Genomic DNA, 23,516 nt, shown 5'->3' with positions numbered 1-23,516 from the left:
ACCTGTCCGCCAGTGTTCACGCAAATTTCGAAGAATCAAGCGTGGCAGGTAACCAGCGCGGCACGAACGGTCACTCGCGCCTCGCGTAGCGCACGCACCGATTCCGTCACTGTGGCACCGGTGGTCAAGACGTCATCGATGAGCACTACCTCGGCATTTGCCGGAAATGGGAGGGTTTCGGCACAGCGCGGCGCTACGATGATCCGCCCTCGCAGATTGTGCTGGCGGTCGCTGCGATTCAGACCCACCGAATCGCGCACACCTGGTCTTAAACCCAATACGCGCACCAATCGGCAATCGGGCAGCCAACTCGCCGCGACGTGCGCGGAACGCAGTACCGGGTCGCCGCCGCGCCGCCGGGCGGCGGCCCTGCGGGTGGGTGCGGGGATCAGAATCAGCGGCCGGGAGCCGTCGCGTAAAAGATCCAGCCCCCTGGCCAGGGCCACCCCCGTCGAATGTGCCAAATCGGCGCGGCGCTGTTCCTTGGCGGCCAGCACCGCGCGGCGCGGCGCACCGCGGTAGGGCGCGAGCGCCCAGCACGGCACACCGGGATCGGCCCTGGGGCGCAGGCGAATCGGCGGACCGGACAGCGCGGCCGCGCAGTGCGCGCACCACGCCGTGCCACCTGCCCCGCAACCGCCACAGGCGCGCGGCAGGATCAGATCCAGCAGTTCCCCCATGGGGTCAGTGTGCGCCTAGCCGGGCAGCACCGGGACCGCATTGCCGCCGAGACCCGGAACTTCGCGCCAGTAGTATTCGCCGCCTTCGGGATTGCGGGTCAGTTCCAGCACCGCGCGCGAGTCCGCGACGTATTCGTGGTCGGGTGAGACGCTCACGACGCGCACCGGCGGGGTGAGGTTCTGGGTGGTCTGCGGGGTGAAGCCGGAGCCGTCCACCAGGACGCCCGCTACGGGGTCCACATTGCCTTCTCGCGTGACAATCACACGCTCATCGGTCTGCCAGTCCACCGAGACGGCATTGGTGCTCAAACCGACCGCCAGGGGCAGCGGCGCGGTGAGCGCGAACTTGGTGCTGGACTGCGGCGCGACCACCGCGACATAGACCTTGCCGTTGGCGATCAGGGCCGCGCGAGCGCCCGAGGGCGAGATGCGCAATTCGGTGATCGGCCCGCGCGGGGCGTTGGCATTGGCCGCGGCGGCGGTCAATTCGGTGATGTCCACATCCTGCACCGAGACATTGCCGGTGCTGCGATCGTGCACGGCGCGGATCACCCGATCGCCGTCCACGACGGTCCACGCGGAGGTGCCGTCGGCGGGCCAGGAGGGGCGGGTGAAGGTGCCGCCGGTGGCGACCGGGAAGCCCTGCCCGTCATAGGTGCCGATGATGAGGGTGCGTTCCGGTTCCGGTTCGGGGCGGCCGGATTTGGCGACGGCGGCGACCAGTTGCCCGTCCGGGGACAGCGCCACCGATTGCAGCGTGTGCGTGGTGCCGAAGAAGCCGGGGGCGGCGGTGATGCCGTTCTCGGTGACCGCGACCAGTGAACCGTCGCGGACCGCGTGCAGTCCGGCGCGGTTGTGCGCGATGGCGTCCGGGCTCATGGATTCCACGTCGGCGCGATTCCAGCCGGTGGCGGCGTAGCGATCGTCGAGGGGTTTGCCGTCGGCGAGCAGGATGTACGGCCCGAGCACTTCGGCGCCCGCGAGGGTGAGCACGATCTGGGTTGCCAAGAGCTCCTTGGCCTTCGGGTCCAGTGCGGAGGCTCCGGCGAGGTCGACGGTGACACCGCCCGCGCCGACGCCGACATTGTCGGTCTCGCCGTTGGCCTTGGTGATGGGACCGCGCAGGGTGATCGGGCCGGAGAGCGGATTGCGCACGGCCGGGGCGAGCGCCTCCTGCGATCCCTCGGCGAGCAGGCCCATGAGTCGTTGCGGCAGTTGGTCCTTGCGCGCGGAGATCCAGCGCAGGTCCGGAACCATCGCCATCCCGGCGAGATTCGGGAAGAACAGCGAATATCGCTTGTAGGACTTGGCGAACGCGTTCTGTTCGATGATGACGCCGGGCGGTAGTTCGTCGACGCGCCATTCGCCGTCGACCTTCACCATCTCGACCTTGTTCTCCAGGGTGCCGTCGCTGGCGCGGTAGGCGCCGTCGGCGGCGAGTTCGCCGATCTTGCGGGCGCGGATCACATAGGTGGCGGAGTCGGCGGTGCGGGATTCGCGCAGGGTGTCCGGCCGGTCCACGATGGTGGTGCCGGCGGCGTCGTCCCAGCGCACATTGGCGGCGGGCGAGAGGAATTGCCGCGCCGCCTGATGCCGATTGGTGGGATCGGAGGTGGCCTGGAGGAAATCGCGGAGCAGCTGATCCGGTTCTCTGCCCGAAATGGGCGGTGTCGGACCGGCACTGGTGGGCTGGCGGTCCAGCGTGCCCAGGGCTTGCGGTGCGGAGGAATCCGGTAGGTTCGCGCACGCGGTGAGGCCCACCAGGCATGCGACAACCACCAGCGCCCTCGCGAGGCGCGATTTCCCCATCCTCATGGCTTTCCGTCCCCTTTGTCGGCGAGCACGGTGTCATCGGGACTGTCCGGCGGTGTACTGCCGGATGCGAGCGGTAACACGGTCTGCGCGCCGTCGCCGTTATCGGATACCGATGCGGCAGGGGCGGTTTCGGCTTCGGCGGTGGGTCCCGCCGTTGCCGGTTCGTATGGTTCGGCGACGGCGAGTTCGTAGGGTTCGCCGGTGGCCGGGTCGATGGGTTCGGCGGCCGCGAGTTCGGATTCGGTCGGGGTGGAATCGGTGTGGTCCGGGGTGGCTTCCACGGTGCCGATATCGAGGGCGAGTTGTTCGGGGGTGATGGCGCCGCGAGTCTTGGCCGGTTCCAGCGGGAGTGGGCTGACGCCGAGTTTCTTGCTGCGCACCAGCGGCAGGGTGAGGCGGAAGCTGGCGCCGACGCCGATTTCGCCCCAGGCCTCGAGTTTGCCCTCGTGCAGGTTGGCGTCCTCGACGCTGATGGACAGGCCCAATCCGGTTCCGCCGGAACGCCGCATGCGCGAGGGGTCCGAGCGCCAGAACCGGTTGAAGACCAGTTTCTCCTCGCCCGGCCGCAGGCCGACGCCCTGATCGCGCACCACGATGGCGACGGCGTTGGCATCGCTGTCACCGCGCATGCGCATGAGGACGGGCTTGCCTTCGCTGTGATCGATGGCGTTGGCGAGCAGATTGCGCAGCACTCGTTCCACGCGACGCGGATCGACCTCTGCCACAAGGGGTTCCTCGGGCATGTCGACGACGAGTTCGACGCCGGATTCCTTGGCCAGATGCCGCACCGTGGAGACCGCGGCCCGCGCGCACATGCGCACGTCGAGCGATTCCACCTGCAGCTCGGCCACACCCGCGTCGTGGCGGCTGATCTCGAGCAGGTCGTTGAGCAGTCCTTCGAACCGATCCAGTTCGTTCACAAGCAGTTCGGCCGAGCGCGCGAGGGCGGGATCGAGGTCGTCGCTGGAGCCGTGGATGAGGTCGGCGGCCATGCGGACGGTGGTCAGCGGCGTGCGTAGCTCATGGCTGACGTCGGAGGTGAAGCGGCGCTGGAGGTTTCCGAACTCCTCGAGTTGGGTGATCTGGTTCGAGAGACTCTCGGCCATCTCATTGAACGACATGGCCAGCCTGGCCATGTCGTCCTCCCCTCTGACGAGCATTCGCTCTTTCAGACGTCCGTCGGCGAAGCGGGAGGCGATCCGGGCGGCGGATCGAATGGGCAGCACCACCTGCCGGGTCACCAGGGCGGTGATGGCGGCGAGCAGCACCAGCAGCACGATGCCGCCGATGAGCATGGTGCCGCGCATGAGGTCGAGGGAGCGTTTCTCATTCGTGAGCGGGAAGATCAAATAGATTTCCAGCGTCGGAATGTCGGCCGCGGGGCTGCCGATGACCAGTGCCGAGCCGCGATAGCCGTCCGGATCGGACACCGTCGCGAACTGGTAGCTGACCTGGCGCTCCTGCACGAAATGCCGTAGCTCCGGGGGTATTTCCTGAATCGGCCCGGCACTCAGCTCCGATTGTGAGTCCCCGACCATGGCGAGGGCGGAGTCGTAACTGCCTGCCGCGCCGCCGGATTGGGAGCCGCCGCCCCCGGCCAGGGCGCGGCGGGCATCCTCCAATCGTGCCAGCTGGGTGCTGGAGTCGTGCACGCCGGTGAGCGTGGCCTGCACCGTATTTCGGGCGCGGCCCATCTCCTCGACGGCCGCGTTGATCTTCGCGTCCAAGAGCCGGTCGGTGATCTGCGAGGTGAGCACGACTCCGAGAATCGTGATCACGATCAGCGACAGGGTCAGGGTGGACACGACAACGCGCAGTTGCAGCGAACCACGCCACACGTGGCCCAGTCGCTCACCTACGGTGCGAAACCAGGCCACCACTACCGCCAGCCACCGCTGAACGCGGTTTCTGGAGCCAGCGATCACGGCGGTCCGGCCTTGTAGCCCACACCTCGTACGGTCAGTACGATCTCAGGGTTCTCCGGATCCTTCTCCACCTTGGCGCGCAACCGCTGTACGTGCACATTGACCAGGCGGGTATCGGCGGCGTGCCGGTATCCCCAGACCTGTTCCAGGAGCACTTCACGGGTGAACACCTGGCGCGGCTTGCGGGCAAGTGCGACCAGTAGATCGAATTCCAGAGGTGTGAGCGAGATCTGCTGACCGCCGCGGGTCACCTTGTGCGCGGGCACATCGATGACTATGTCCGCGATGGACAGAAGTTCTTGCGGCTCTTCCTCGGTGCGGCGCAGGCGGGCTCGCACGCGAGCAACGAGTTCTTTCGGCTTGAACGGCTTGACGATGTAATCGTCGGCGCCAGACTCCAACCCCAGGACGACGTCGACCGTATCGGTCTTCGCCGTCAGCATCACGATGGGCACTCCCGAATCGGCTCGCAATACCCGGCATACGTCAATTCCGTTCATGCCGGGCAGCATGAGATCCAGCAACACGAGATCCGGGCGCAGCTCCCGGACCGCTGTCAGCGCCTGCGTGCCGTCACCGACGGTGTGAGGATCGAATCCCTCACCCCGCAAGACGATCGTGAGCATCTCAGCGAGAGCCATATCGTCGTCGACGACCAGAATCTTGGGCTTCATAAGACTATGTTGTCACCTCTCCGGCTCCAATCAGGCCGCCACGCCAACACTCGTGACCTGTCGGCGCACATCCAACCCTATCCACCAACGATTTCCGCGAGCCGCGCGGCAAGTGTTGCCGGATCGTCACCGCTCCGATGCACCCACCACGTTCCGTGCCAGTTGGTTTCGGCAAGCTCACGGTAGACGGTTCCGGTGCGGCGTTGCAGCCCACCATCTTTTTCATAGGCGTCGAGTGCGCGAGTCGCGTCCTGCGTTTCGCGTTGCCGGGCGCGCTCCTCCGCCAGTTCTACCGGAACATCCAGGAGAATTTGGACATCTGGGACAGGTAGGGCGAAGCGTGTGAATTCCAATTCGGCTATCCAGGCCACGATTTCGCCGGAGGCATCCTGGTTCAACCGGGCGGCGGAGTAGGCCGCGTTGGAGGCGACATAGCGGTCCAGTAGCACGATGTCGTTGTCCCACAGCATTTTCGAGAGTTCGTCTCGTGCGTCGGCACGATCGCGGGCGAACATCAGCGCCATGCCGTTGACCGAAGCGGCGAGATCACCGTGCTGTCCGCGCAATGCCTCGGCCGCCAGATCCGCGTAGACGGAGACGCCGTAGCGCGGGAAGGCCAGGGTCGTGACGCGCAGACCGCGGGCGCGTAGGCCGGTGACGACAGCATCGGTCAGCGTGCGTTTACCCGCACCGTCGAGCCCTTCCACCGGAACCAGCGCACCCATGGCCGCGAGCGTACCGAATCCCCCCGACATGGGCTCCCGCGGTTACCGGCGGAATGTCGCTATAGTCCGGCAATGGGGTTTTCGAGGGTGGGATCGAAGCAGCTCGGGCACGCTTTTCTGATCTTGGGCGTGGTGTGCGCCGCGTCCGCGTGCGGGAACGGCGGCACCGAGTCGACGCCGGCGTCCAGTTCCGCGACCTCGCATACCGACCCCGGGCGCGCCTTCGATCTGCAGGCGCATCGCGGCGGGCGCGGGATGACCATCGAGGAATCGCTGCCCGGGTTCGCCAAGGCCATCGAACTGGGGGTGAGCACCCTCGAACTCGATATCGTGCTGAGTAAGGACAAGGTCCCGTTCGTCTGGCACGACCCGAAGATCCTGCCGGAGAAATGCACCGATACCGGGCCCGCCTTCCTCGACGATCTCCAGTTCCCCTATGTCGGCAAACTGGTGCACGACCTCACCTCGACCCAGATCGAAAAACTCGACTGTGGCAAAAAACTCGCGGGTTATCCGGAGGCACAGGAACTTCCGGGCAACAAGATCGCCCGCCTGCCCCAGGTCTTCGATCTGGTGAAGTCCTATCCCAGTGCGTTCGACGCGCTGCGCTACAACATCGAAACCAAGCTCGAAGCCGAGCACCCCGAACAATCCGCCACCCCAGCCGAATTCGTCGATGTCATCCTCGGCGCGATCGAGGGTGCCGGAGCCACTTCGAAAGTCGAGATCCAAAGTTTCGACTGGCGCAGCCTGCCGCTGGTGAAAGCCAAGAGGGCGAGCATCCCCACGGTCGCGCTCTACGACAGCACCACCTTCACAGCGGACAGCCCGTGGCTCAGCCCGATCAGCTACAAGGACCATCCCGACGACCCGCTGGCGGCGATCAAGGCCCTGGGCGCGGACATCTCCTCCCCCAGCTACCTGAACCCCGCCGACAGCACCGCGAAGCCCGGCGACGCGAACTTCACGCTGACCACCACCGAGGCGTACGTGGCACGGGCCCATGCGCTGGGCCTGAAGGTCATTCCCTGGACGGTCAACGACAAGGAGGTGATCGGCTTGGTCCTGGATCAGGGTGTCGACGGCCTGATCACCGATTATCCGAATCGTGCCCGCGAGGTCATGACCGAGAAGGGTTATCCGCTGCCGCCGTCTTTTCACAAGTGAAGCAAAACTGAAACAACAGTGATTCATCTCTTGTAGGGTGCGATCGCACTGGTTCCCCCTGCAAGGAGCACACCTGATGAATTCTCGCTTCGCACACCACATGCCGCGTGCCGCGGTCGGCGCGTTCGCCATCGCCGCCGCCATCGCCACCGCGGGCACCGCCGCCGCGGCCCCGGTCACCCTGGACACCGCCACCCCCGTCGCCACCAACAGCTCCCCCACCGGTTCGGCGGACTCGGCCTCCGGCGGCTCCGGCTCCAGCAACGTAGGCGGCACCGGCTCCAGCGCGAGCGAGCTCATCAACGCGGCCCTGTGCACCCTCAAGGGCGGCAAGTGGGTCCCGATCCTGGACATCTGCCTGTAGGTCGCTGCCCCGACCCTCGAACGGCCACCGCTCGCCCCGCGACGGTGGCCGTTCGCATATCCACGCCCAAGAAACTAGGGGCGTTCATTTCGAAATATAAACACTTCACAAGTGGATACAGTGCGACGCACCACTCCCCCTGCAAGGAGCGCAAGTGTCGAAACCCACTGTCCCCCATCTTCTTCCACGAATAACACTGGCCACCCTCGCCCTCACCGCAGCCCTCTCGGCGGGCACGGCCCAAGCGGCCCCACTCACCCTCGACCCGGCATCCCCCACTCCCACCACGGTCGGCACCACCGGCGACGACACCGGCTCCGCCGCCCTCGCCTCGGTCAGTCCCAACAGCAATGCCGCCCAACCGGGTTCAGCCAACTCCGCCTCCCGCATCTACACCTTCTTCGCCTGCATCCTCGGCCGAGGCACCTGGACTCCCGGCCAAGGCTGCTCCGGCGGCATCTCCAGTGGCCCCCTCTAACCCCAAACCCGTTTCCCGCCGCCACAATTCGAGACGGCGGGAACTAAACCCCGATCGGAAATAGCGAAATCGACTCCGGCTCAATACAAATCGCCATACCTTTGCTGACCCCGAACCCAGGATCAGGCTCGATCAACACGGATCCGGCACCGACCTGCAGCGCGAAAACCCCATCCTGATAGACAAGCGAAACCGTCCCCCGAACGGTCAAGCGCCCATCGACCACTTCGATCCCACTCACGGCGTCGGCCCCATCGATCGCGACGATCGAATCGATCGAGTCGATATCCATCTCGACATGCACTTGCGTTCCGGCACAGATGGATTCACTGCCCATCCAGATGGCGGGCCACGGCCCACCATCCACCCGAAACCGCGCCTCCCCACCAGGTTCCGCATCCGACAACGCGGTCACCCGCATCGAATCGAGCCTTCGAACGCGCGTCGAAACGACCTGGCGACCACCGCATGCGGAACACCGTCGAGGGTCAGCGCCGAGACAAGTACCAGCAGCCGTTCGATCAGAGTGCCGCCGATTGATTCGTGGAACTCCGACACCGCGTCGAAGCACCGTGTGAACATCTCGAAGACGTCTTCCCCCGCGGCAGCCTCATCCGAAACAGCTTCGAGTACCGGAGGATACGGCGGAGTTACCAGGATCAGATAGGGAAGGCTGTCGCCGCTCAGGTTTTCGATCACCTGGGCCCGGCCGCGTGGGGGCCTGCCGCCATATCGATCGTGTACCAGGTAGGCGATCATCAAGATCGTGTCGCATCCGGATCCGACAGCGGGCATGCTCCCCACCCGGAACTCGGTACCGGCCATATCTCCCAGCACATCTCGCCACGGCGCCAGATTCCGTTCGAACCTGGCCGCGAAAACAACCTCCATCGACCCCTCCGAGTTGATCAGTCGGTCAGCTGTGTTCAGTTGTGCGGTAGGCGGGGCCAGGCGGCCGCGGCGAGGGTGCGGACGGTTTGGCAGGCGTCGGTGGCGGTTCCGGTGCCGGTGTGGGGCAGCTGGACGTACAGGCGGGTTACCTCTACGAATTTCGAGACGTCGTCGTTGTAGGCCGCGGTGTAGTTGGAGTAGCTGCCCAGCCAGGGGTCCCAGCTGCGGCCGTAGAAGGTGGCTCGGCAGGTGGGCTTCTTCGACGAGGGTTCTATGACGGTGTTCCGGCCCGCGATGGTTTCATCGGTTCCGGTCGCACGTGAATCGGATGCGGACATCAGTGCGGATGACACGGTGATTCGGTAATCACCGGTGTCCCAACGGCATTCGGAGACGGGACCGGCGGGAGACTTCGTTACCGACGTAGCTTTGGTCGCGGCGGTGATCTCCGCGGTTTCGAGGCGGGTGCAGGGATCGACGCCGCCGATCGAATCCTTGGGATAGGAGATCCGATCACCCCGGTTGTTGTCGAGCGCGTCGACGACCGCATTGGTGGCGGCGTCCCGAATCCTGCACAGCGTCTCGAGGCTGTCCGACTGCTGCATCGAGAAGGTGTCGACGCTGAGCCGCACACCGACGCCGTCGGCACGGAAGACATATTGCAGGCACTTGGGCTGCCCCGCATCGGCGGTGGTCACCACCTGCAACGATCCGCGCTGGAACGTCGTAGTCAATCTCCCCAACTCGCCCTGCACCATCCGCCCGGCTTCCAGATGCACGGTCACCGCATTCCCCGCCCCGGATGCCTTGGACCGCTCCAACTCCACATCACAGGTACTGAACCCGGACGGCTCGATCCGAATCATCGGCGACGACGCCCCAGCATCCGCGAACTCGGCGAACTGCTTCGGCTGCAGATACGAGCACGGGTCGAGGCTCAGCAGATTATCGAACCCCCCACCCTTCCCACCCGCACCGGTTTCAGCGTCCCCACCATCCCGCAGCACAGCGAAGTACACCCCCACCCCCGCCGCAATAGCCACCGCCGCAACAACTCCGAGAATCAGCGCCAACCGCCCCTTCCCCGGAGGCCGACCCCCGGGCGCATTGAAAGGCGGCTGCCCGAACCCTTGCTGCGGCCCAAACCCCTGCTGCCCGCCGAACTGCTGCGGCGAAAACCCCTGCGGCTCTTGCGAATACTGCTGCGGCTGCGGCGAATACGGCTGTTGCGGCGGCGAATACGGCTGCCGCTGCTGTGGATATTGCTGTTGCTGCGGCGGATACGACTGCCGCTGCTCCGGGAAAGGCTGCCCCGGATACCCTTGCGGCGGTGGGTAACTCCCCTGCTGCGGGGCAGAATTCTGACCGAACGGCGGAGTACTCACAACATTCCCCCACCCATCCACACACCAACCAACAACTCACGCATAGCGACTTCCCCCTCCAGGACCGCATCCGAAACCGCCCCGATCCTGTCCGGAATCGCCCATGTTGTCCAATCAGTCCGGAATGCCCGCAACCCTGACCTCGCCGGAGAACAGATTCTCGAGCAGTACGGACCTGTCCGGCGAGTAGATCCAGAACTCGGGAATACGCTCCACAATCTCGCGAAGATGTACTGCCAGTGCAGATCCCGAGACTTCTACGCTCGGAAGCGTCAAGGTTCCCCAAAGGAAGACATAGGAATCCGACCCCGCCATGAATCGATCCACCAACGCTTCGATCTCCAAATACTCACCAACCGCAAGCACGAGCCCGTCAGGTACCCGACTCCAATCAACAGTGCCGTCCATCTTTCTCGGGAATCGCCCCAAGCTGGCCCGCTCACACTCTCGGTCCCGAGCAAAATCGAGAAGCGTGACCCCTTCTCGCCCAACCCATTTCAACAGCCGACCACTACCGGCCTCCGCACGAACAACCCGAACCATCGATTTCGGCAGATGATGCGGGCTCGTCCCGTACCCCCGCTCAACATTCCCCGCCCTGCTCACAACTACTTCCTCGCCCGCTTCTTCGCCGGCTTCACCCGGACAAACTGCTGTGGAAGCTCTCCCGCATCCCAGAGCTTGTCGAGCTTGGGGAGAAGTTTCGCGAGGCTGCGGCGATAGATCTCACGCTCCGACTCCGGGAGGCATTCTATGGGGTCGGAGAAGGTGTACTCGCCGGTGTCGGCGCCCGTCCAGCCCTTGAATCGCCGACAGAGTTTGCACCATGAATATGTAAACAGGACAGTGCGATTACCCCCGTTATGCCGATAGACATACGTGCGCACTCCAACCGATTCGCATACGGGGCATTCCCTTTCGGACTGATCATCGACAAAGCTGATTCCGAAATCCAGCTTCGCAACCTCATGACTGTCGTACTGCCTCATCTGCCGCATCCCACGTCGACGCCGCTACCTGGCACGACATCCATCGGCCTGCCCATGTTCACACGGTCTCTCGCAGGCTCGTTTCAGCGCTTCCAAATGCCGCTGGCAATGAAGTCATCCCAGGCCTCACCTGGAAACCAGAGCTCCGGACCTTGGCCGAGATCTTTGGTGTCGCGTACCCCGACCACTCCGGAGCCGATGCAGACCTCCACGCATTGCTGACCGGTCTCGGAACGACTTGACTTGAACCACTTGCCGATTGGCGGTTTGCTCACGCCGCATACTCCTTCGCAATCTTCAGTAAGACATCTACTGTGTCGCTTTCACACAACGCTACAGTGTTCAGTGCATCGACAGCGTCACGAAAACCCTGCACCACGTCGGCCCGCCCGTGGTAGAGGGCCCCGACCGCACCTTCTAGGTAGACCACGGGCGACTCCGTCACGTTGGTGCTCAGACGAGGGAACTGAAGCAACGTGAACGATTGAATGGTCAGGCCACGATGTCCCTTCACCCCGAACGGGATAATCCTGATACTGATGTTGTCCCGCGCGGAAACCGCTGCCAACCAACGCAACTGAGCGGCCATCACATCCGGCTCACCCGGCTGATGTCGCAGGACTGCCTCCGACATCAGGAAATTCAGGCGGAAGCTGGAGTCGTCGAGTTTCGACTGACGTCGCATAGCGAGTTCGACTCGGCGCTCCACATCGACAGCGGACAGCTGTGGGCCGCCGTCGATGCGAACCACCGCGCGACGGTAGTCGGGTGTCTGGAGCAGCCCGTGGACGAGCACGAGCTGGTGCGTGGTGACCTGGTTGGCGGCGCTTTCCAGCCGCAAGTAGCGTGGGAAATGCGAAAGCACCTGATCGGTATAGGGCTGCCAGAAGCCGCGTGAATCCCCCTGCTGCTGAGCAACCTTCTCCTCGGAGCGCACTTCACGCCACAGACTCAACGCCTCATCGCGATCATGAGACGATGCCTCGTAGAAGTCGAGCAGCCGCTCCAGTTCGACCGTGCTCACCTTCGTCGGCAGCCCGTTTTCCAGCCGCATGATCGTCTGGCGGGAGGTCTCGATGTGTAGCCCCGCGGCGAGCGGCGTCTTCTGGCCCTTCATCCGGATCTCGCGGATATACGACCCGAACGCAATTCGAGAAGCGGCCAACCCAGCCATTTTTCGGCCTCGCTGTCTTGGGAAGTGTCCACAACTGCCATGTCGACGAACGCCGTGTCCACGATGGAGATGTTCGCCGTGGACAGCCCATCATATTTCGTAACCAGTCCACCGTGGACACGTTTTCGGGGCGACTCGAGGTGTCTACTGAGAGCACCACCCACCACCAGCCCTTCTCGGAGTGCTCATCATGACGCTCTTGCCCTCAAAGGATTTGATTCTCGAAGCCTGCTCAGGCCACGTCCATGAACCCCATCCGATCCTGCTGGCCGCCTACGAACTGGCAAGTCTCCACGAGGCGAGACCAACTCTCGACCACACAGCCGCAGACGAAATCGATTGCTGCCGTTTCCAATTGATCCAAGACATCGACGTCTGGGTCGCGCAAACCATCCCCACCACCCTGGCCGCGCCCAGCATGCACACCGAAACCATCGGTTCCGTGGTGGACCGCCTCGCCAAGCTCTCCGTCGTCGCCTTCACTGCCCTGCGCACCAACACCACAAACCAAGAACTGCACCAAGCCTGGCAATGCCTTGCCGAACTCGCCCTCGGCTACAGCGACCTGACACACGACCTCATGACCGGCCGCCGCCGACTCCCAACCCCCAAGCCGGACGAGGAAACCCAATGACCGCCTTGATGATCCTGTTCTTCCTCGGGGTAGTGACCGGAGGATTCACAACATGGGCTCTCGAATTGTTCCATCCCACAACCAAGACCGTTGATGCCAGCCGATGGACTGTCACGAGTATTACCGCTCGCATTCAGCAGGAGCAGCACAGCTACACGGTGACGCAAATTCCAGGAAAGCACCGCAGCTGGGGGCAGCATTGAACTCGCGAAATGAGCTGAGCTACTCGCGTCCAACCCATGCACCCCGGCGCGTGATCACAATCGCGCCAGTTCCTTCAGCACACCTCGAACATTGTCGATGAGTGCCTCGTCGGTGATGTCCCCGGAGTCCCGCAGGGAGGGATCGATCGGATAATCCTCCAGGTCGTAGAACACTCGGGTGAGTAGACGCTCGAATGGCTGTCGTAGCCGCTCACCGTTATCGAGGGAGCGCCGTCGGGCGTCGTACCACGATCTGGCGAAGGCTGGGCACGTAATCTGTCTGCAGGCAAGGGATTTCATCAGATTCAGTTGCTCGGCAACCCCGCTTCCCGGTGGGACGTCGGCGGGTTTGGCCCACGTTCGCATGGATTTCCGGGCGAGCTGAACCTCAGGCCGCGGCTCTTGATCGATGGACACGTTCTCGACGTATTCGTTGCCTCGGAAATCCCACCTTCCGGTCAGCGGCCGGACGCCGATCAACCTGCCGTGGACTATCAGCACCTCGCACTCGCCGAGCTCGAAATCGCAGTTCGGGCATTCGCACGCATAGCCTTCGGCCACAGCGGTTTCGGCTGTCGAGTCGCCGATGGCGTGGGCCGCCCAGATCAGTTCGTCGCCGATTTCGTATTCGTGCTGCCGCACGTGGCCGTACTTGAATTGCACCTCGCGGGCTCCGGCGTGCCCGCATGCGCCGCACGGGGCCATCCAGTTCACGGAGTTGAAGGCTGACATCGGGGTCCTTCCGCGGTGCGCCCACGGTAGTCCGCGAAAAGTCTTGTGGCAGGTGGATATTGGAGACAGGTCGGGCCGGTCGCGATTGCGACCGGCCCGATCAGGTTGTGCTACAGGGTATTCGACTCAGTAGCGGTAGTGCTCGGGCTTGTAGGGGCCTTCGACGTCTACGCCGATGTATTCGGCCTGGTCCTTGGTGAGCTTGGTCAATGTGCCGCCGAGGGCCTCGACGTGGATCTTGGCGACCTTTTCGTCGAGGTGCTTGGGGAGGCGGTAGACCTCGTTGTCGTATTCCTGCGGCTTGGTCCAGAGTTCGATCTGGGCGATCACCTGGTTGGAGAAGGAGTTCGACATGACGAAGGAGGGGTGGCCGGTGGCGTTGCCGAGGTTGAGCAGGCGGCCTTCGGACAGCACGATGATGGCGCGGCCGGTGTCCTGGAACGTCCACAGGTCGACCTGGGGCTTGATGTTGAGGCGGTGTGCGCCCGAACGCTCCAGGGCGGCCATATCGATCTCGTTGTCGAAGTGGCCGATATTGCCCAGGATGGCCTGTCCCTTCATCGCCTTCATGTGATCGAGGGTGATGATGTCCTTGTTGCCGGTCGAGGTGACCACGATGTCGGCGTCGGCGATGGCCTGCTCGACGGTGACGACGTCGAAGCCGTCCATCAGCGCCTGCAGCGCGTTGATCGGGTCGATCTCGGTGACCTGGACGCGCGCGCCCTGGCCCTTCAACGACTCCGCGCAGCCCTTGCCGACGTCGCCGTAACCACAGATCAGCACCTTCTTGCCACCGATGAGCACGTCGGTGCCGCGGTTGATGCCGTCCACCAGCGAGTGCCGGGTGCCGTACTTGTTGTCGAACTTGGACTTGGTGACCGAGTCGTTGACGTTGATCGCCGGGAACGACAGCTCACCCGCGGCGGCGAACTGGTACAGCCGCAGCACGCCGGTGGTGGTCTCCTCGGTGACACCCTTGACGCTGTCGGCGATCTTGCCCCACTTGCCCTTATCGGCTTCCAGGCTCGCGCGCAGCAGGTTCAGGAACACCTTGTATTCATCGGAGTGCGTCTCGTCCTCGGGCGGAACGACTCCGGCCTTCTCGAACTGGGCGCCGCGCAGCACCAGCATGGTGGCGTCGCCGCCGTCGTCCAGGATCATGTTCGTGGGCTCGCCGGGCCAGGTGAGCATCTGCTCGGCGGCCCACCAGTACTCCTCGAGGCTCTCGCCCTTCCACGCGAACACCGGGGTGCCCTTGGGCTCCTCTTCGGTGCCGTTGGGGCCCACCACGACTGCGGCGGCGGCGTGGTCCTGGGTGGAGAAGATATTGCAGGACGCCCAGCGGACCTCCGCGCCGAGCGCGACGAGGGTCTCGATCAGGACGGCGGTCTGCACGGTCATGTGCAGCGAGCCGGAGATGCGCGCGCCACGCAGCGGCTGCACATCGTGGTACTCGCGGCGCAGGGCCATCAGACCCGGCATCTCGTGCTCGGCGAGCCGAATCTCCTTGCGGCCGAACTCGGCCAGCGACAGATCCGCCACCTTGAAGTCGATCCCGTTGCGGACGTCGGCGGTCATCATGCTGCTCACTGCGGTCGTCATCTGCCTCTCCTGGTCGGCCTGCTTCCCTTGGCAAGGCTAGTCGGTGCCCTGGGCGGGCGACACAACGACGGCAGGGTCACCTCCTCGAGGGGAGGTGACCCTGCCGTTGCCGGGGGTTATGCGGGCTTCAGGCCGCGGCCGCCATATCGCCGCCGTGCTGGGCGAGGATGCGTTCGCGTTTGCGCGGCTGAATATTGGCCTGGCCGATATCCCCGCCGTAGTGCGCGAGTAATCGCGCGTCCATGACGTAGCGCCACAGCGGCGGGAACATGGCGAGCAGGATCATGGTGGCGTATCCGGCCGGTAGTTGCGGCGCCTCGTCCGAGGTCCGCAATGTCTGGTACCGCCGACCGGGATTCGCGTGGTGATCACTGTGCCGTTGCAGATGGAACAGGAAGATATTGGTGACCAAGCGGTCGCTGTTCCAACTGTCCCGGGGCGAGCAGCGCGCCCAGTTGCCATTGGGTCGCCGCCGCCGCAGCAAACCGTAGTGCTCGACGTAGTTGACCGTCTCCAGCAGCGCCACGCCGATGACCGCCTGCAACAGCAGATACGGCAGGATGCGCGGCCCGAACACCGCGAGCAGCACCCCGAACAGCACCACCGTCATGGACCACGCCTGCAACACGTGGTTCTGGACGCTCCACCAGCCCTTGCCTTTTCGCCGCAGCCGCGCGCGCTCCAGTGTGATGGCGGACCGGAAGCCGCCGATCACGCTGCGCGGCAGGAACTCCCACAGCGTCTCCCCCATGCGCGCGCTGGCCGGATCATCCGGTGTGGCGACGCGCACATGATGCCCGCGGTTGTGTTCGACGAAGAAATGCCCGTACGCCGACTGTGCCAGCGCCAGTTTCGACAGCCAGCGCTCCAGCTTCTCCACCCGGTGCCCGAGTTCGTGCGCGGCATTGATGCCGATGCCGCTGACGAAGCCGAGGGTGGCGGCGAGCCCGAGTTTGTCGATGACGGACAGGTCGTCGCCCGCCCACATCACGGCCGCGATGACCAGGCCGACCAGTTGCACCGGCAGGAACAGATAGGTGCACCACCGGTAGTACCGGTCATTGCTGAGTAGTTCGTAATCCTCGTCGCGCGGATTGGTGCCGTCTTCCCCTACGACCCAATCCAGCACGGGTATGACAATCAGAACGATGATGGGTCCGATCCACCAGAACACCTCGGCTTTGGTGTGCAACACCAGCTGTGAAGGCAACAAAGCACTCGCAGGGGCGATGAGCCCCAACACCCACAGGTGTCGTTTAGGGTCCGGCGAACCCGACCGTTTGCCGACCATTTGCACGTTTGCCCCGCTAATTAGATACCTCAGAACTTCGCAGGTAGATATGTACAGACTCTATCCCCGTTACAACACTGATTGGCCGTCAAAGGTGGCAACCGTTACACCATGGGCAGACCCCATTCGGGCAACTGACCATGTGAGCGCAGTCACCGCACATCACAGGCAAACCGGTGGTGAACCGGAGCTCAGTGCAACCACACGTAGCGAACCTGTGGCCGCCCGGTGCGACCGTAGTCTGTTCGCCGTTCCACCACGCCGTCTTCGGCCAGACGTTCCAGGTATCGCCACGCGGTAACCCGCGAAACGCCGACGACTCGCCCGGCCTCGCCCGCGGACACCCCTTCGGGCGCCGCGCGCACCGCCTTCGACACCTCCTCCATCGTCTGCGGCGCAATACCTTTCGGCGAGGTAGCCCGCTGATCCGGGGTGCGCAAGACCCCGAACGCGCGGTCGATCTCCTGCTGCGAGATCGCCGCCTCGCCCGCGGGCAGTGCCGCGCGATAGTCGAGATAGCGCTCGAGCTTCTCCCGGAACGCCGAAAAGGTAAAGGGCTTCAGGAGATACAGCACCACGCCGTGCGCGACGGCGGCGCGCACCATGGCGAGATCGCGCGCGGAGGTGACGGCGATGACGTCCGGGCGCGGCCGCAGTCCGGCCAGCGCCGCCGCGACGGCCAGACCGCTCATATCCGGTAAACCGATATCCATCAGAACGAGGTCGACGGAATCGTCACCCCGCTGTGACCTCCCGGCGGCCGCGATGGCGGCGCGCCCGGTGTGCGCCACTGCGGCAACCCGAAAACCGGGCAGTCGCTCCACATATGACTTATGCGCCTGCGCGATGGCCGGATCATCTTCCACGATAAGGACATTGATCATCGACGGCCGCTATTCATCGCCACTCCCGGCGTCGTTCGGGGGTGGTTCGGGCAGCGAAAACCGTACTATGACAGCGGATTCCGGCTCCCGCCCGGCACGCAATTCCCCATCGTGCCGGGCCACCAGTCGCCGCACCAGCGCCAATCCCAAACCGTGGTGGTCGGTTTTCGTGGAATAGCCGCGTTCGGTTGCGCGACTGAACAATTCCTCCGACATGCCCGGTCCGCTATCGGCAACCCGCACATACAGTTCGGTCTCATCCCGGCGTACGGTCACCTCCACCCAGGCGTCCTCATCGCGGCCCACCGCGTCGAGCGCGTTGTCGACGAGATTGCCGAGCAGCGTGACCATTTCGTGCGCGGTGAGCGGTTCGGTGGAGTCCAGCAGGGTGTCACCGGTGACCGTCAGCTCCACCCCGTACTCGGCGGCCTGCTCCACCTTGCCCAGCAGCAGCGCCACCACGGCCGGTTCGGCGACCGCACCGGCCAGTCGGTCGATGAGCGCTTGGGACAGTTCGAGTTCCGCCGTCGCGAACACCACCGCTTCCTTGGCGCGGCCCAACTCGACCATGGTGACGACCGCGTGCAGCCGGTTGGCGGCCTCGTGCGCCTGGGCGCGCAGTGCGTCGGCGAAACCGCGCACGGAATTCAATTCCCCCATCACATCCCGTAATTCGGTGTGGTCGCGGAGAGTGAGCACGGTGCCCGCGTGCCTGCCGTTCTGCTCCACCAGATCCTGATTCACCACCAGCACCCGATCGGCGGTCACATGCATCTCATCGCGCACCACCCCGGATCCCAACCGTTGCAATGAGATCGGCAGATCCGTGCGGGCAACCGGTCCCGGCGCCAGTTCGAGCAGGCGGCGGGCCTCATCGTTCACCACCTCCGCGCGCTCCCCGGATTTGTCGAAGACGAGCAGGCCCTCATGTATCGAATGCAACACGGCGTCGTGATGGTCGTAGAGTGCTCGCAGCTCGCCGGGAGCCAAGCCGACGGTTTGCCGTAACAGCCTGCGCCGCAGCAACACCGCGCTCAGCGTCGCCAGCAGCAGGCCGGCCGCGGCGACGATCAGGATCATCGGCAGCTGCTCGCGCACCTGCGCGCCGATATGGGTGCGGGTGACCCCGGCCGATACCAGCGCCACGATCCGGCCGTCGGCATCGCGCACCGGGGTGACCGCGCGAATGGACGGGCCCAGCGTGCCCGCGAACGTCTCGGTGAAGGTCTCCCCCGCCAACGCGCGATCGATGGTGCCGCTGAACGGTTTTCCGATCCGCTCGGGATCGGTATGGGTGTACCGGGTGCGATCCGGGGCCATCACCACGATGAAATCGACCTCGGTCCGGGTGCGAATGGCCTCGGTCACCGGTTGCAGCAGCACCGTCGGATCCGGGGTGCGCACCGCCGCCAGCGTGGCCGGAGACTGCGCCACCGCCACCGCGATATCGGTGACCCGATCCCGCGTGGCGTCATCCTGCGCCCGCCGGGTCTGCAACACCACCAGTGCGGTCGCGACGCCGATGACCACGGCCAGCACCAGCAGCTGCACCAGGAACACCTGCCCGGCGACCGTGCGCCCGCGCCTGGGCTCCGTTCTTCGACCGATCACTGCGCCTCCGTGAACAAAACTTACGAAACAGTGACCCGCGTCACTGTCCGGGGACATCATTCTTCACGCAGCGGCGTGAGCGGGCTCACACCCGCGGAAGATGGGGACCGAACAGTAATGAGTACGACGACACCGAACGACACCGGCGGAACGCCGGGCAGTGCGACACCCAAGCGCGATCGCACGCACTGGCTGTACCTGGCCGTCATCGTGGCCGTGCTGGCCGGCATCCTGGTCGGCTGGCTCGCGCCGGGGTTCGGTAGGCAGGTCGGCGAACTCGGCACGCTGTTCGTGAACCTGATCAAGATGATGATCTCGCCGGTCATCTTCTGCACCATCGTGCTCGGCATCGGCTCGGTGCGCGCGGCCGCCAAGGTCGGCAAGGTCGGCGGCATGGCCCTCGGGTACTTCCTGATCATGTCGACGGTGGCGCTGGCGATCGGCCTGGTGGTCGGCAATCTGCTGCATCCGGGCAGCGGGCTCGATATCGCCGGGCACGCCAAGGAGACCGCCAAATACGTGAAGGACGCGCAGGGCGCGGGCGGCACCTGGGACTTCCTCAAGGACATCGTGCCGACCACGCTGGTGTCGTCGCTGACCGCGGGCAAGGTGCTGCAAACCCTGTTCGTCGCCCTGCTGGTCGGCTTCGGCATCCAGGCCATGGGCGCCACCGGCGAACCGCTGCTGCGCGGTATCGGACTGGTGCAGAAACTGGTCTTCCGGATTCTGACCATGATCCTGTGGCTGGCTCCCATCGGCGCGTTCGGCGCCATCGCGAATGTGGTGGCGCGCACCGGATTGGACGCGGTCAAGGAGCTCGCGCTGCTCATGGTGGCGTTCTATCTGACCTGCGCCGTGTTCGTCTTCGGGGTGCTCGGCGTGCTGCTGCGGGCGGCGGCCGGGGTGTCCATCTTCAAGCTGGTGCGGTACCTGGCCCGCGAATACCTGTTGATCGTGGCGACCTCGTCCTCGGAGTCCGCGCTGCCGCGGCTGATCGCCAAGATGGAACATCTGGGCGTGGAACGCTCCACCGTGGGAGTCGTTGTGCCGACCGGGTATTCGTTCAATCTGGACGGCACCGCCATCTACCTGACCATGGCCACGCTGTTCGTCGCCGACGCCATGCACAAACCGCTGTCCTGGACCGAACAGCTCGGACTGCTGGTATTCATGATCGTGGCGTCCAAGGGCGCGGCCGGGGTCACCGGCGCGGGATTGGCCACCCTGGCGGGCGGGTTGCAGAGCCATCGCCCGGAACTGCTGGACGGCGTCGGCCTGATCGTCGGCATCGACCGATTCATGTCCGAAGCCCGTGCGGTGACCAACTTCTCGGGTAACGCGGTGGCCACGGTGCTCATCGGCACCTGGACCAACACCATCGAACCCGCACGGGTGCGGGCGGTGCTGGACCGGCAGCTGCCGTTCGACGAGACCACCATGGTGGACGACCATCCCGCCACCGCCGCACCGTCTTTGGAGAAGAGCCCGGTTCCGGTCTAGCTGCCCGCGTACGCGACCGGAACCATATCCGCTGCGGCGCAATGCCGTACCGCCGCAGCGCGGCAGTCCCGCACCCCACCGGGGTGCGGGACTGCGTCGTATCAGCTGAGCACGGCGTCCAGTGCGAGCGTGGACGCGATAGCGTTCGCCAGCTCCGTGCCCTTCACGGTGAAATGCCGTGCGTAGTAGGTCAAATGCTCTTCGTGCTCGTGGAAGTGGTGCGGGGTGAGCACCGCCGAGAACACCGGGACATCGGTGTCCAGCTGCACCCGCATGAGCGCGTCCACCACGGTCGAGGCCACGAAATCGTGCCGGTAGATACCGCCGTCGACGACCAGCGCGCACGCCGCGACCGCGGCGTAGCGGCCGCTCTTGGCCAAACGCTGGGCCTGCAAAGGGATTTCGAAGGCGCCGGGTACCTCGATCACATCGATCTCGGTGTAGCCGCGATCGGCGAGCGCGATGCGCGCGGCCTCGACGGCATTGTCCACGATCTCGGAATGCCAGCGCGCGGCGATGATCGCGACCCGAGCGGAATCGGTGATGGGTGACATGAGTTTTCTCCTGTTCGCGTTGTCACCCAGGGCATGACGACGCGAACTCACCCGGCCGGGCTGCGGCCGGGTAGGAACCGTCGCGTTCTCTTTCCTCCGGACTGTGACCGTCGGCTCCGGGCTCACACCGGAATCTGCTGACCCGCGCGATTCTCGCGAATCGCGCGGCGCTCGCGGGCTGGTGCGCACCGGATAGGCCGGACGCCATGACCGCCGGTGGGGATTTCCACCCCGCCCTGAGAACGTCTTACGAATCCGGACTCTATGCGGTCCCCCGGCCGGAATCAACGCGAGGGGCCGCTGAGTGAGCCACAGCTCAGGGCAGCAGTACGTCGGCGTCGGCGGGCAGTGCGTGCACCGGCCACCAGCGCAGATCGTCGGATTCCGAACTGCGCACGGGCACAGCGCCTTCCGGCGCCTTGATCTTGAAAAGCAGATCCAGGTGCCGCGTCGGCACACCCAGTGAGCACTTGATCGGATGCGCCTGCGCCCCATACAGGCCGGGCTCCAGGGTCAGCCCCGCGATCCCCGATTCCTCGGTGGCCTCCCGGAACGCCGCCGCCGCGACCGTATCGTCCGATTCCTCGCAGTGCCCGCCCAGCTGAATCCACCGTCCGACCCGGGGATGCAGCGTCAGCAGCACCTCCGACTCGTCATGCGAGAGCACGATCGCCGAGGCGGTGATATGCCCCGCCGCGTGCTCGCGCAGGCAGCCGCGCGGCGCGGACCCCAGGAACGCCAGCATCGCCTCCCGTAGCGACTGTTCCGGACCCGTTGCCGGAGACCATGTTTCGAGCAGCTCCACCGCCGACTTGTGCAGCGACTCGGCGCTCACAGTTCCACCAGACCGATGCCCGGCTCGCGGGGGTCACGCGGGGCGAGCTCTTCGAGCGGGTAGCCAACGGCTATGGCCCCCAGCGGATTCCAGTCCGGGGCCAAGCCCAGCACCTCACGGGTGATCTCCGGGGCGAAGATGGTGGAGCCGATCCAGCAGCTGCCGATGCCCTTGGTGGCGAGCGAGACCAGCAGGCCCTGTACGGCCGCGCCGACCGCCACGTTGAACATGGTGGCCTCGTTGGCGCGGCGGCGTTCGTCCGGATAGTCGTGCGCGCCATCGGGCACGCAGAACGGGATGATCACCTCGGGGGCGTCGAACAGGATGCGGCCCCGGGCAACTCGGCGTTCGGCGCGCTCATCGGAGAGGCCGTCACCCTTCAGATCCGCGTGCCACTTCTCGGCCATCGTCTCGAGCAGTCGGTTGCGCAGGTCTCGGTCGCGGACCCATACGAACCGCACCGGGCGGGTGTGATGCGGAGCCGGAGCGGTGAGCGCCTCACCGACGGCGGCGCGGATCAACTCGGGTTCGACCGGGGTGTCGGCGAATTGGCGCACCGAACGGCGCATGAGCAATGCCTGACCGCGACCGAGGTCGATGGCTTCCTCGGTGCCGAGCCAGAACAGATCCTCGACGCCGCGGCGCAGCAGATCAGCGGCCGTCGATCCGTCGTCCGCGTAGTCCAGCCCGCGCACCACGGCGATCGGAACGCCGCCGAGTTTGCCCTTCACCAGGTCCGCGGCAGCGGCCAATTCATCGGCGATGGCGACGAGGGTGACGTGCAGTTCATTGCCCTGCCCGTCGATCGCGCCGTCGTAGTCGTGCATGACGCGCAAGCCGGAAGATCCGATGGCAGCATCGATTTGACCGTTTCGCCAGGCTCGTCCCATGGTGTCGGTGATGACCACCGCGACCTGAACGCCGAGCCGTTCGGCGAGCGCGGTGCGCAATGCCTTCGCGCTCGCGTCCGGATCCACCGGCAGCAGCACCAGTTCGCCGCGGTCGACATTGGAACCGTCGATACCGGAGGCCGCCTGCACGATGCCGAGCTTGTTCTCGGTGATGAGCGTGCGGTTCTTGCGCGCGACCACGCGCACGGCTTCCTGCTGCACCAACTCGCGCCGCGCCGCATCGCGTTCGTCCGGATCGGTGGGCGCGGCCACGATGCGCCCCTCCACCTTGGAGATGATTTTGCTGGTCACCACCAGCACATCGCCGTCCTGCAACCAACCCGCCTGCGCCGCAATATGTTCGGCGATGTCATCGCCCGGCCGGAACTCCGGCAGCCCGGCGATCGGCAGGATGCACAACTCCCCACCCGAGGCATGGTCACTCGGCGCGCCCGCACCGGGCGCATTAGATTCCGTGGTCACGATGACACTCCCGCGATGTCGAACCTCAGT

The 23,516-nt window shown here is 65.1% G+C and carries 26 protein-coding genes and 1 riboswitch; of the genes, 6 read left to right on the top strand and 20 right to left on the bottom strand.

Translation table 11 applies throughout. The annotated features are described in order from the left end of the window. Window positions 1-35: 35 nt before the first annotated feature. The 5 genes from ACFVUS_RS34865 to ACFVUS_RS34845 all read right to left on the bottom strand — a co-directional run bounded on the left by ACFVUS_RS34865 (window position 36) and on the right by ACFVUS_RS34845 (window position 5,819). Window positions 36-680, bottom strand: coding sequence for a ComF family protein (locus ACFVUS_RS34865; RefSeq protein ID WP_387776561.1), 645 nt, complete (start codon window positions 678-680; stop codon window positions 36-38). 15 nt (window positions 681-695) lie between these two features. Continuing rightward, window positions 696-2,495, bottom strand: coding sequence for an MtrAB system accessory lipoprotein LpqB (lpqB, locus tag ACFVUS_RS34860; RefSeq protein WP_387776558.1), 1,800 nt, complete (start codon window positions 2,493-2,495; stop codon window positions 696-698). Continuing rightward, window positions 2,492-4,372 (bottom strand): MtrAB system histidine kinase MtrB, encoded by a 1,881-nt coding sequence (mtrB, locus tag ACFVUS_RS34855; RefSeq protein ID WP_387776555.1) that lies wholly within the window; start codon window positions 4,370-4,372, stop codon window positions 2,492-2,494. Before mtrB ends, lpqB begins: the two co-directional genes overlap by 4 nt. A 44-nt stretch (window positions 4,373-4,416) precedes the next feature. Next, window positions 4,417-5,094, bottom strand: a complete 678-nt coding sequence (gene mtrA, locus ACFVUS_RS34850; protein ID WP_364639602.1) for an MtrAB system response regulator MtrA — start codon at window positions 5,092-5,094, stop codon at window positions 4,417-4,419. A 77-nt stretch (window positions 5,095-5,171) separates the two neighbouring features. Then, on the bottom strand, window positions 5,172-5,819 hold the full coding sequence (locus ACFVUS_RS34845; protein ID WP_387776551.1) for a dTMP kinase: 648 nt from the start codon (window positions 5,817-5,819) through the stop codon (window positions 5,172-5,174). 72 nt (window positions 5,820-5,891) lie between these two features. Between ACFVUS_RS34845 and ACFVUS_RS34840 the strand changes: the two genes are divergently transcribed. The 3 genes from ACFVUS_RS34840 (at window position 5,892) to ACFVUS_RS34830 (ending at window position 7,828) form a co-directional block, all read left to right on the top strand. Next, window positions 5,892-6,986: a glycerophosphodiester phosphodiesterase gene (locus ACFVUS_RS34840; protein ID WP_387776548.1), complete on the top strand. Its 1,095-nt coding sequence runs from the start codon at window positions 5,892-5,894 to the stop codon at window positions 6,984-6,986. Between the two features lie 76 nt (window positions 6,987-7,062). Beyond that, complete coding sequence (locus tag ACFVUS_RS34835) at window positions 7,063-7,350, top strand: hypothetical protein (protein WP_387776545.1); 288 nt, start codon at window positions 7,063-7,065, stop codon at window positions 7,348-7,350. Between the two features lie 154 nt (window positions 7,351-7,504). Further along, window positions 7,505-7,828: a hypothetical protein gene (locus tag ACFVUS_RS34830; protein ID WP_387776542.1), complete on the top strand. Its 324-nt coding sequence runs from the start codon at window positions 7,505-7,507 to the stop codon at window positions 7,826-7,828. 43 nt (window positions 7,829-7,871) lie between these two features. Here the strand turns inward: ACFVUS_RS34830 and ACFVUS_RS34825 are convergent, their stop codons facing one another. From ACFVUS_RS34825 to ACFVUS_RS34795, 7 genes are all read right to left on the bottom strand, one after another. Next, entirely contained in the window at window positions 7,872-8,249 is a 378-nt protein-coding gene (locus ACFVUS_RS34825; RefSeq protein WP_387776539.1) for a hypothetical protein, read from the bottom strand. Further along, complete coding sequence (locus tag ACFVUS_RS34820; RefSeq protein ID WP_387776536.1) at window positions 8,240-8,653, bottom strand: hypothetical protein; 414 nt, start codon at window positions 8,651-8,653, stop codon at window positions 8,240-8,242. Before ACFVUS_RS34820 ends, ACFVUS_RS34825 begins: the two co-directional genes overlap by 10 nt. A gap of 101 nt (window positions 8,654-8,754) precedes the next feature. Further along, window positions 8,755-9,792, bottom strand: a complete 1,038-nt coding sequence (locus tag ACFVUS_RS34815; RefSeq protein WP_387776533.1) for a hypothetical protein — start codon at window positions 9,790-9,792, stop codon at window positions 8,755-8,757. 426 nt (window positions 9,793-10,218) lie between these two features. Further along, window positions 10,219-10,710 (bottom strand): hypothetical protein, encoded by a 492-nt coding sequence (locus ACFVUS_RS34810; protein ID WP_387776530.1) that lies wholly within the window; start codon window positions 10,708-10,710, stop codon window positions 10,219-10,221. A gap of 2 nt (window positions 10,711-10,712) precedes the next feature. Then, window positions 10,713-11,093, bottom strand: coding sequence for a hypothetical protein (locus ACFVUS_RS34805; protein ID WP_387776527.1), 381 nt, complete (start codon window positions 11,091-11,093; stop codon window positions 10,713-10,715). Window positions 11,094-11,176: 83 nt separating this feature from the next. Then, window positions 11,177-11,368: a DUF397 domain-containing protein gene (locus ACFVUS_RS34800; RefSeq protein WP_387776524.1), complete on the bottom strand. Its 192-nt coding sequence runs from the start codon at window positions 11,366-11,368 to the stop codon at window positions 11,177-11,179. Next, window positions 11,365-12,258, bottom strand: a complete 894-nt coding sequence (locus tag ACFVUS_RS34795) for a helix-turn-helix domain-containing protein (RefSeq protein ID WP_387776521.1) — start codon at window positions 12,256-12,258, stop codon at window positions 11,365-11,367. Before ACFVUS_RS34795 ends, ACFVUS_RS34800 begins: the two co-directional genes overlap by 4 nt. A gap of 199 nt (window positions 12,259-12,457) precedes the next feature. Here ACFVUS_RS34795 and ACFVUS_RS34790 point away from each other — a divergent pair, with 199 nt between their 5' ends. Together ACFVUS_RS34790 and ACFVUS_RS34785 are read left to right on the top strand one after the other, a co-directional pair. Continuing rightward, the gene (locus ACFVUS_RS34790) at window positions 12,458-12,901 is read left to right on the top strand and encodes a DUF4254 domain-containing protein (RefSeq protein WP_387776518.1); all 444 of its coding nucleotides are present in this window, start codon (window positions 12,458-12,460) and stop codon (window positions 12,899-12,901) included. Continuing rightward, complete coding sequence (locus tag ACFVUS_RS34785; RefSeq protein WP_387776515.1) at window positions 12,898-13,104, top strand: hypothetical protein; 207 nt, start codon at window positions 12,898-12,900, stop codon at window positions 13,102-13,104. The genes ACFVUS_RS34790 and ACFVUS_RS34785 overlap by 4 nt, the downstream gene beginning before the upstream one ends. Window positions 13,105-13,158: 54 nt before the next feature. On the opposite strand, the gene ACFVUS_RS34780 is transcribed toward ACFVUS_RS34785, so the two are convergent. The 5 genes from ACFVUS_RS34780 to ACFVUS_RS34760 form a co-directional block, all read right to left on the bottom strand. Continuing rightward, complete coding sequence (locus tag ACFVUS_RS34780; protein ID WP_387776512.1) at window positions 13,159-13,746, bottom strand: hypothetical protein; 588 nt, start codon at window positions 13,744-13,746, stop codon at window positions 13,159-13,161. A gap of 216 nt (window positions 13,747-13,962) precedes the next feature. Next, window positions 13,963-15,438 (bottom strand): adenosylhomocysteinase, encoded by a 1,476-nt coding sequence (ahcY, locus tag ACFVUS_RS34775; RefSeq protein ID WP_387776509.1) that lies wholly within the window; start codon window positions 15,436-15,438, stop codon window positions 13,963-13,965. A 127-nt stretch (window positions 15,439-15,565) separates the two neighbouring features. After that, on the bottom strand, window positions 15,566-16,729 hold the full coding sequence (locus tag ACFVUS_RS34770; RefSeq protein WP_387776506.1) for an alkane 1-monooxygenase: 1,164 nt from the start codon (window positions 16,727-16,729) through the stop codon (window positions 15,566-15,568). Between the two features lie 191 nt (window positions 16,730-16,920). After that, window positions 16,921-17,613, bottom strand: a complete 693-nt coding sequence (locus ACFVUS_RS34765; protein ID WP_387776503.1) for a response regulator — start codon at window positions 17,611-17,613, stop codon at window positions 16,921-16,923. A 9-nt stretch (window positions 17,614-17,622) separates the two neighbouring features. Then, window positions 17,623-19,281, bottom strand: a complete 1,659-nt coding sequence (locus ACFVUS_RS34760) for an ATP-binding protein (RefSeq protein ID WP_387776500.1) — start codon at window positions 19,279-19,281, stop codon at window positions 17,623-17,625. Window positions 19,282-19,341: 60 nt separating this feature from the next. On the opposite strand from ACFVUS_RS34760, the gene ACFVUS_RS34755 reads away from it, so the two are divergent. After that, window positions 19,342-20,724, top strand: coding sequence for a cation:dicarboxylate symporter family transporter (locus tag ACFVUS_RS34755; protein ID WP_387776497.1), 1,383 nt, complete (start codon window positions 19,342-19,344; stop codon window positions 20,722-20,724). A gap of 101 nt (window positions 20,725-20,825) precedes the next feature. Here the strand turns inward: ACFVUS_RS34755 and ACFVUS_RS34750 are convergent, their stop codons facing one another. From ACFVUS_RS34750 to ACFVUS_RS34740, 3 genes are all read right to left on the bottom strand, one after another. Continuing rightward, window positions 20,826-21,278 carry a 6,7-dimethyl-8-ribityllumazine synthase gene (locus tag ACFVUS_RS34750; RefSeq protein WP_387776494.1) on the bottom strand — a complete coding sequence of 151 codons (453 nt, stop codon included), beginning with the start codon at window positions 21,276-21,278 and terminating at the stop codon, window positions 20,826-20,828. A gap of 80 nt (window positions 21,279-21,358) precedes the next feature. After that, window positions 21,359-21,526, bottom strand: a riboswitch (FMN riboswitch). A 68-nt stretch (window positions 21,527-21,594) separates the two neighbouring features. Beyond that, window positions 21,595-22,113: an NUDIX hydrolase gene (locus tag ACFVUS_RS34745; protein ID WP_387776491.1), complete on the bottom strand. Its 519-nt coding sequence runs from the start codon at window positions 22,111-22,113 to the stop codon at window positions 21,595-21,597. Next, entirely contained in the window at window positions 22,110-23,486 is a 1,377-nt protein-coding gene (locus ACFVUS_RS34740) for a coenzyme F420-0:L-glutamate ligase (protein WP_387776488.1), read from the bottom strand. The genes ACFVUS_RS34745 and ACFVUS_RS34740 overlap by 4 nt, the downstream gene beginning before the upstream one ends. Between the last annotated feature and the right edge of the window lie 30 nt (window positions 23,487-23,516).

Origin of the sequence: Nocardia sp. NPDC058058 (assembly GCF_042885355.1) — a bacterium.
Taxonomy (GTDB): Bacteria; Actinomycetota; Actinomycetes; order Mycobacteriales; family Mycobacteriaceae; genus Nocardia.
The sequence above is the reverse complement of the archived record's forward strand: the minus strand, read 5'-3'. Positions and strand labels throughout refer to the sequence as shown.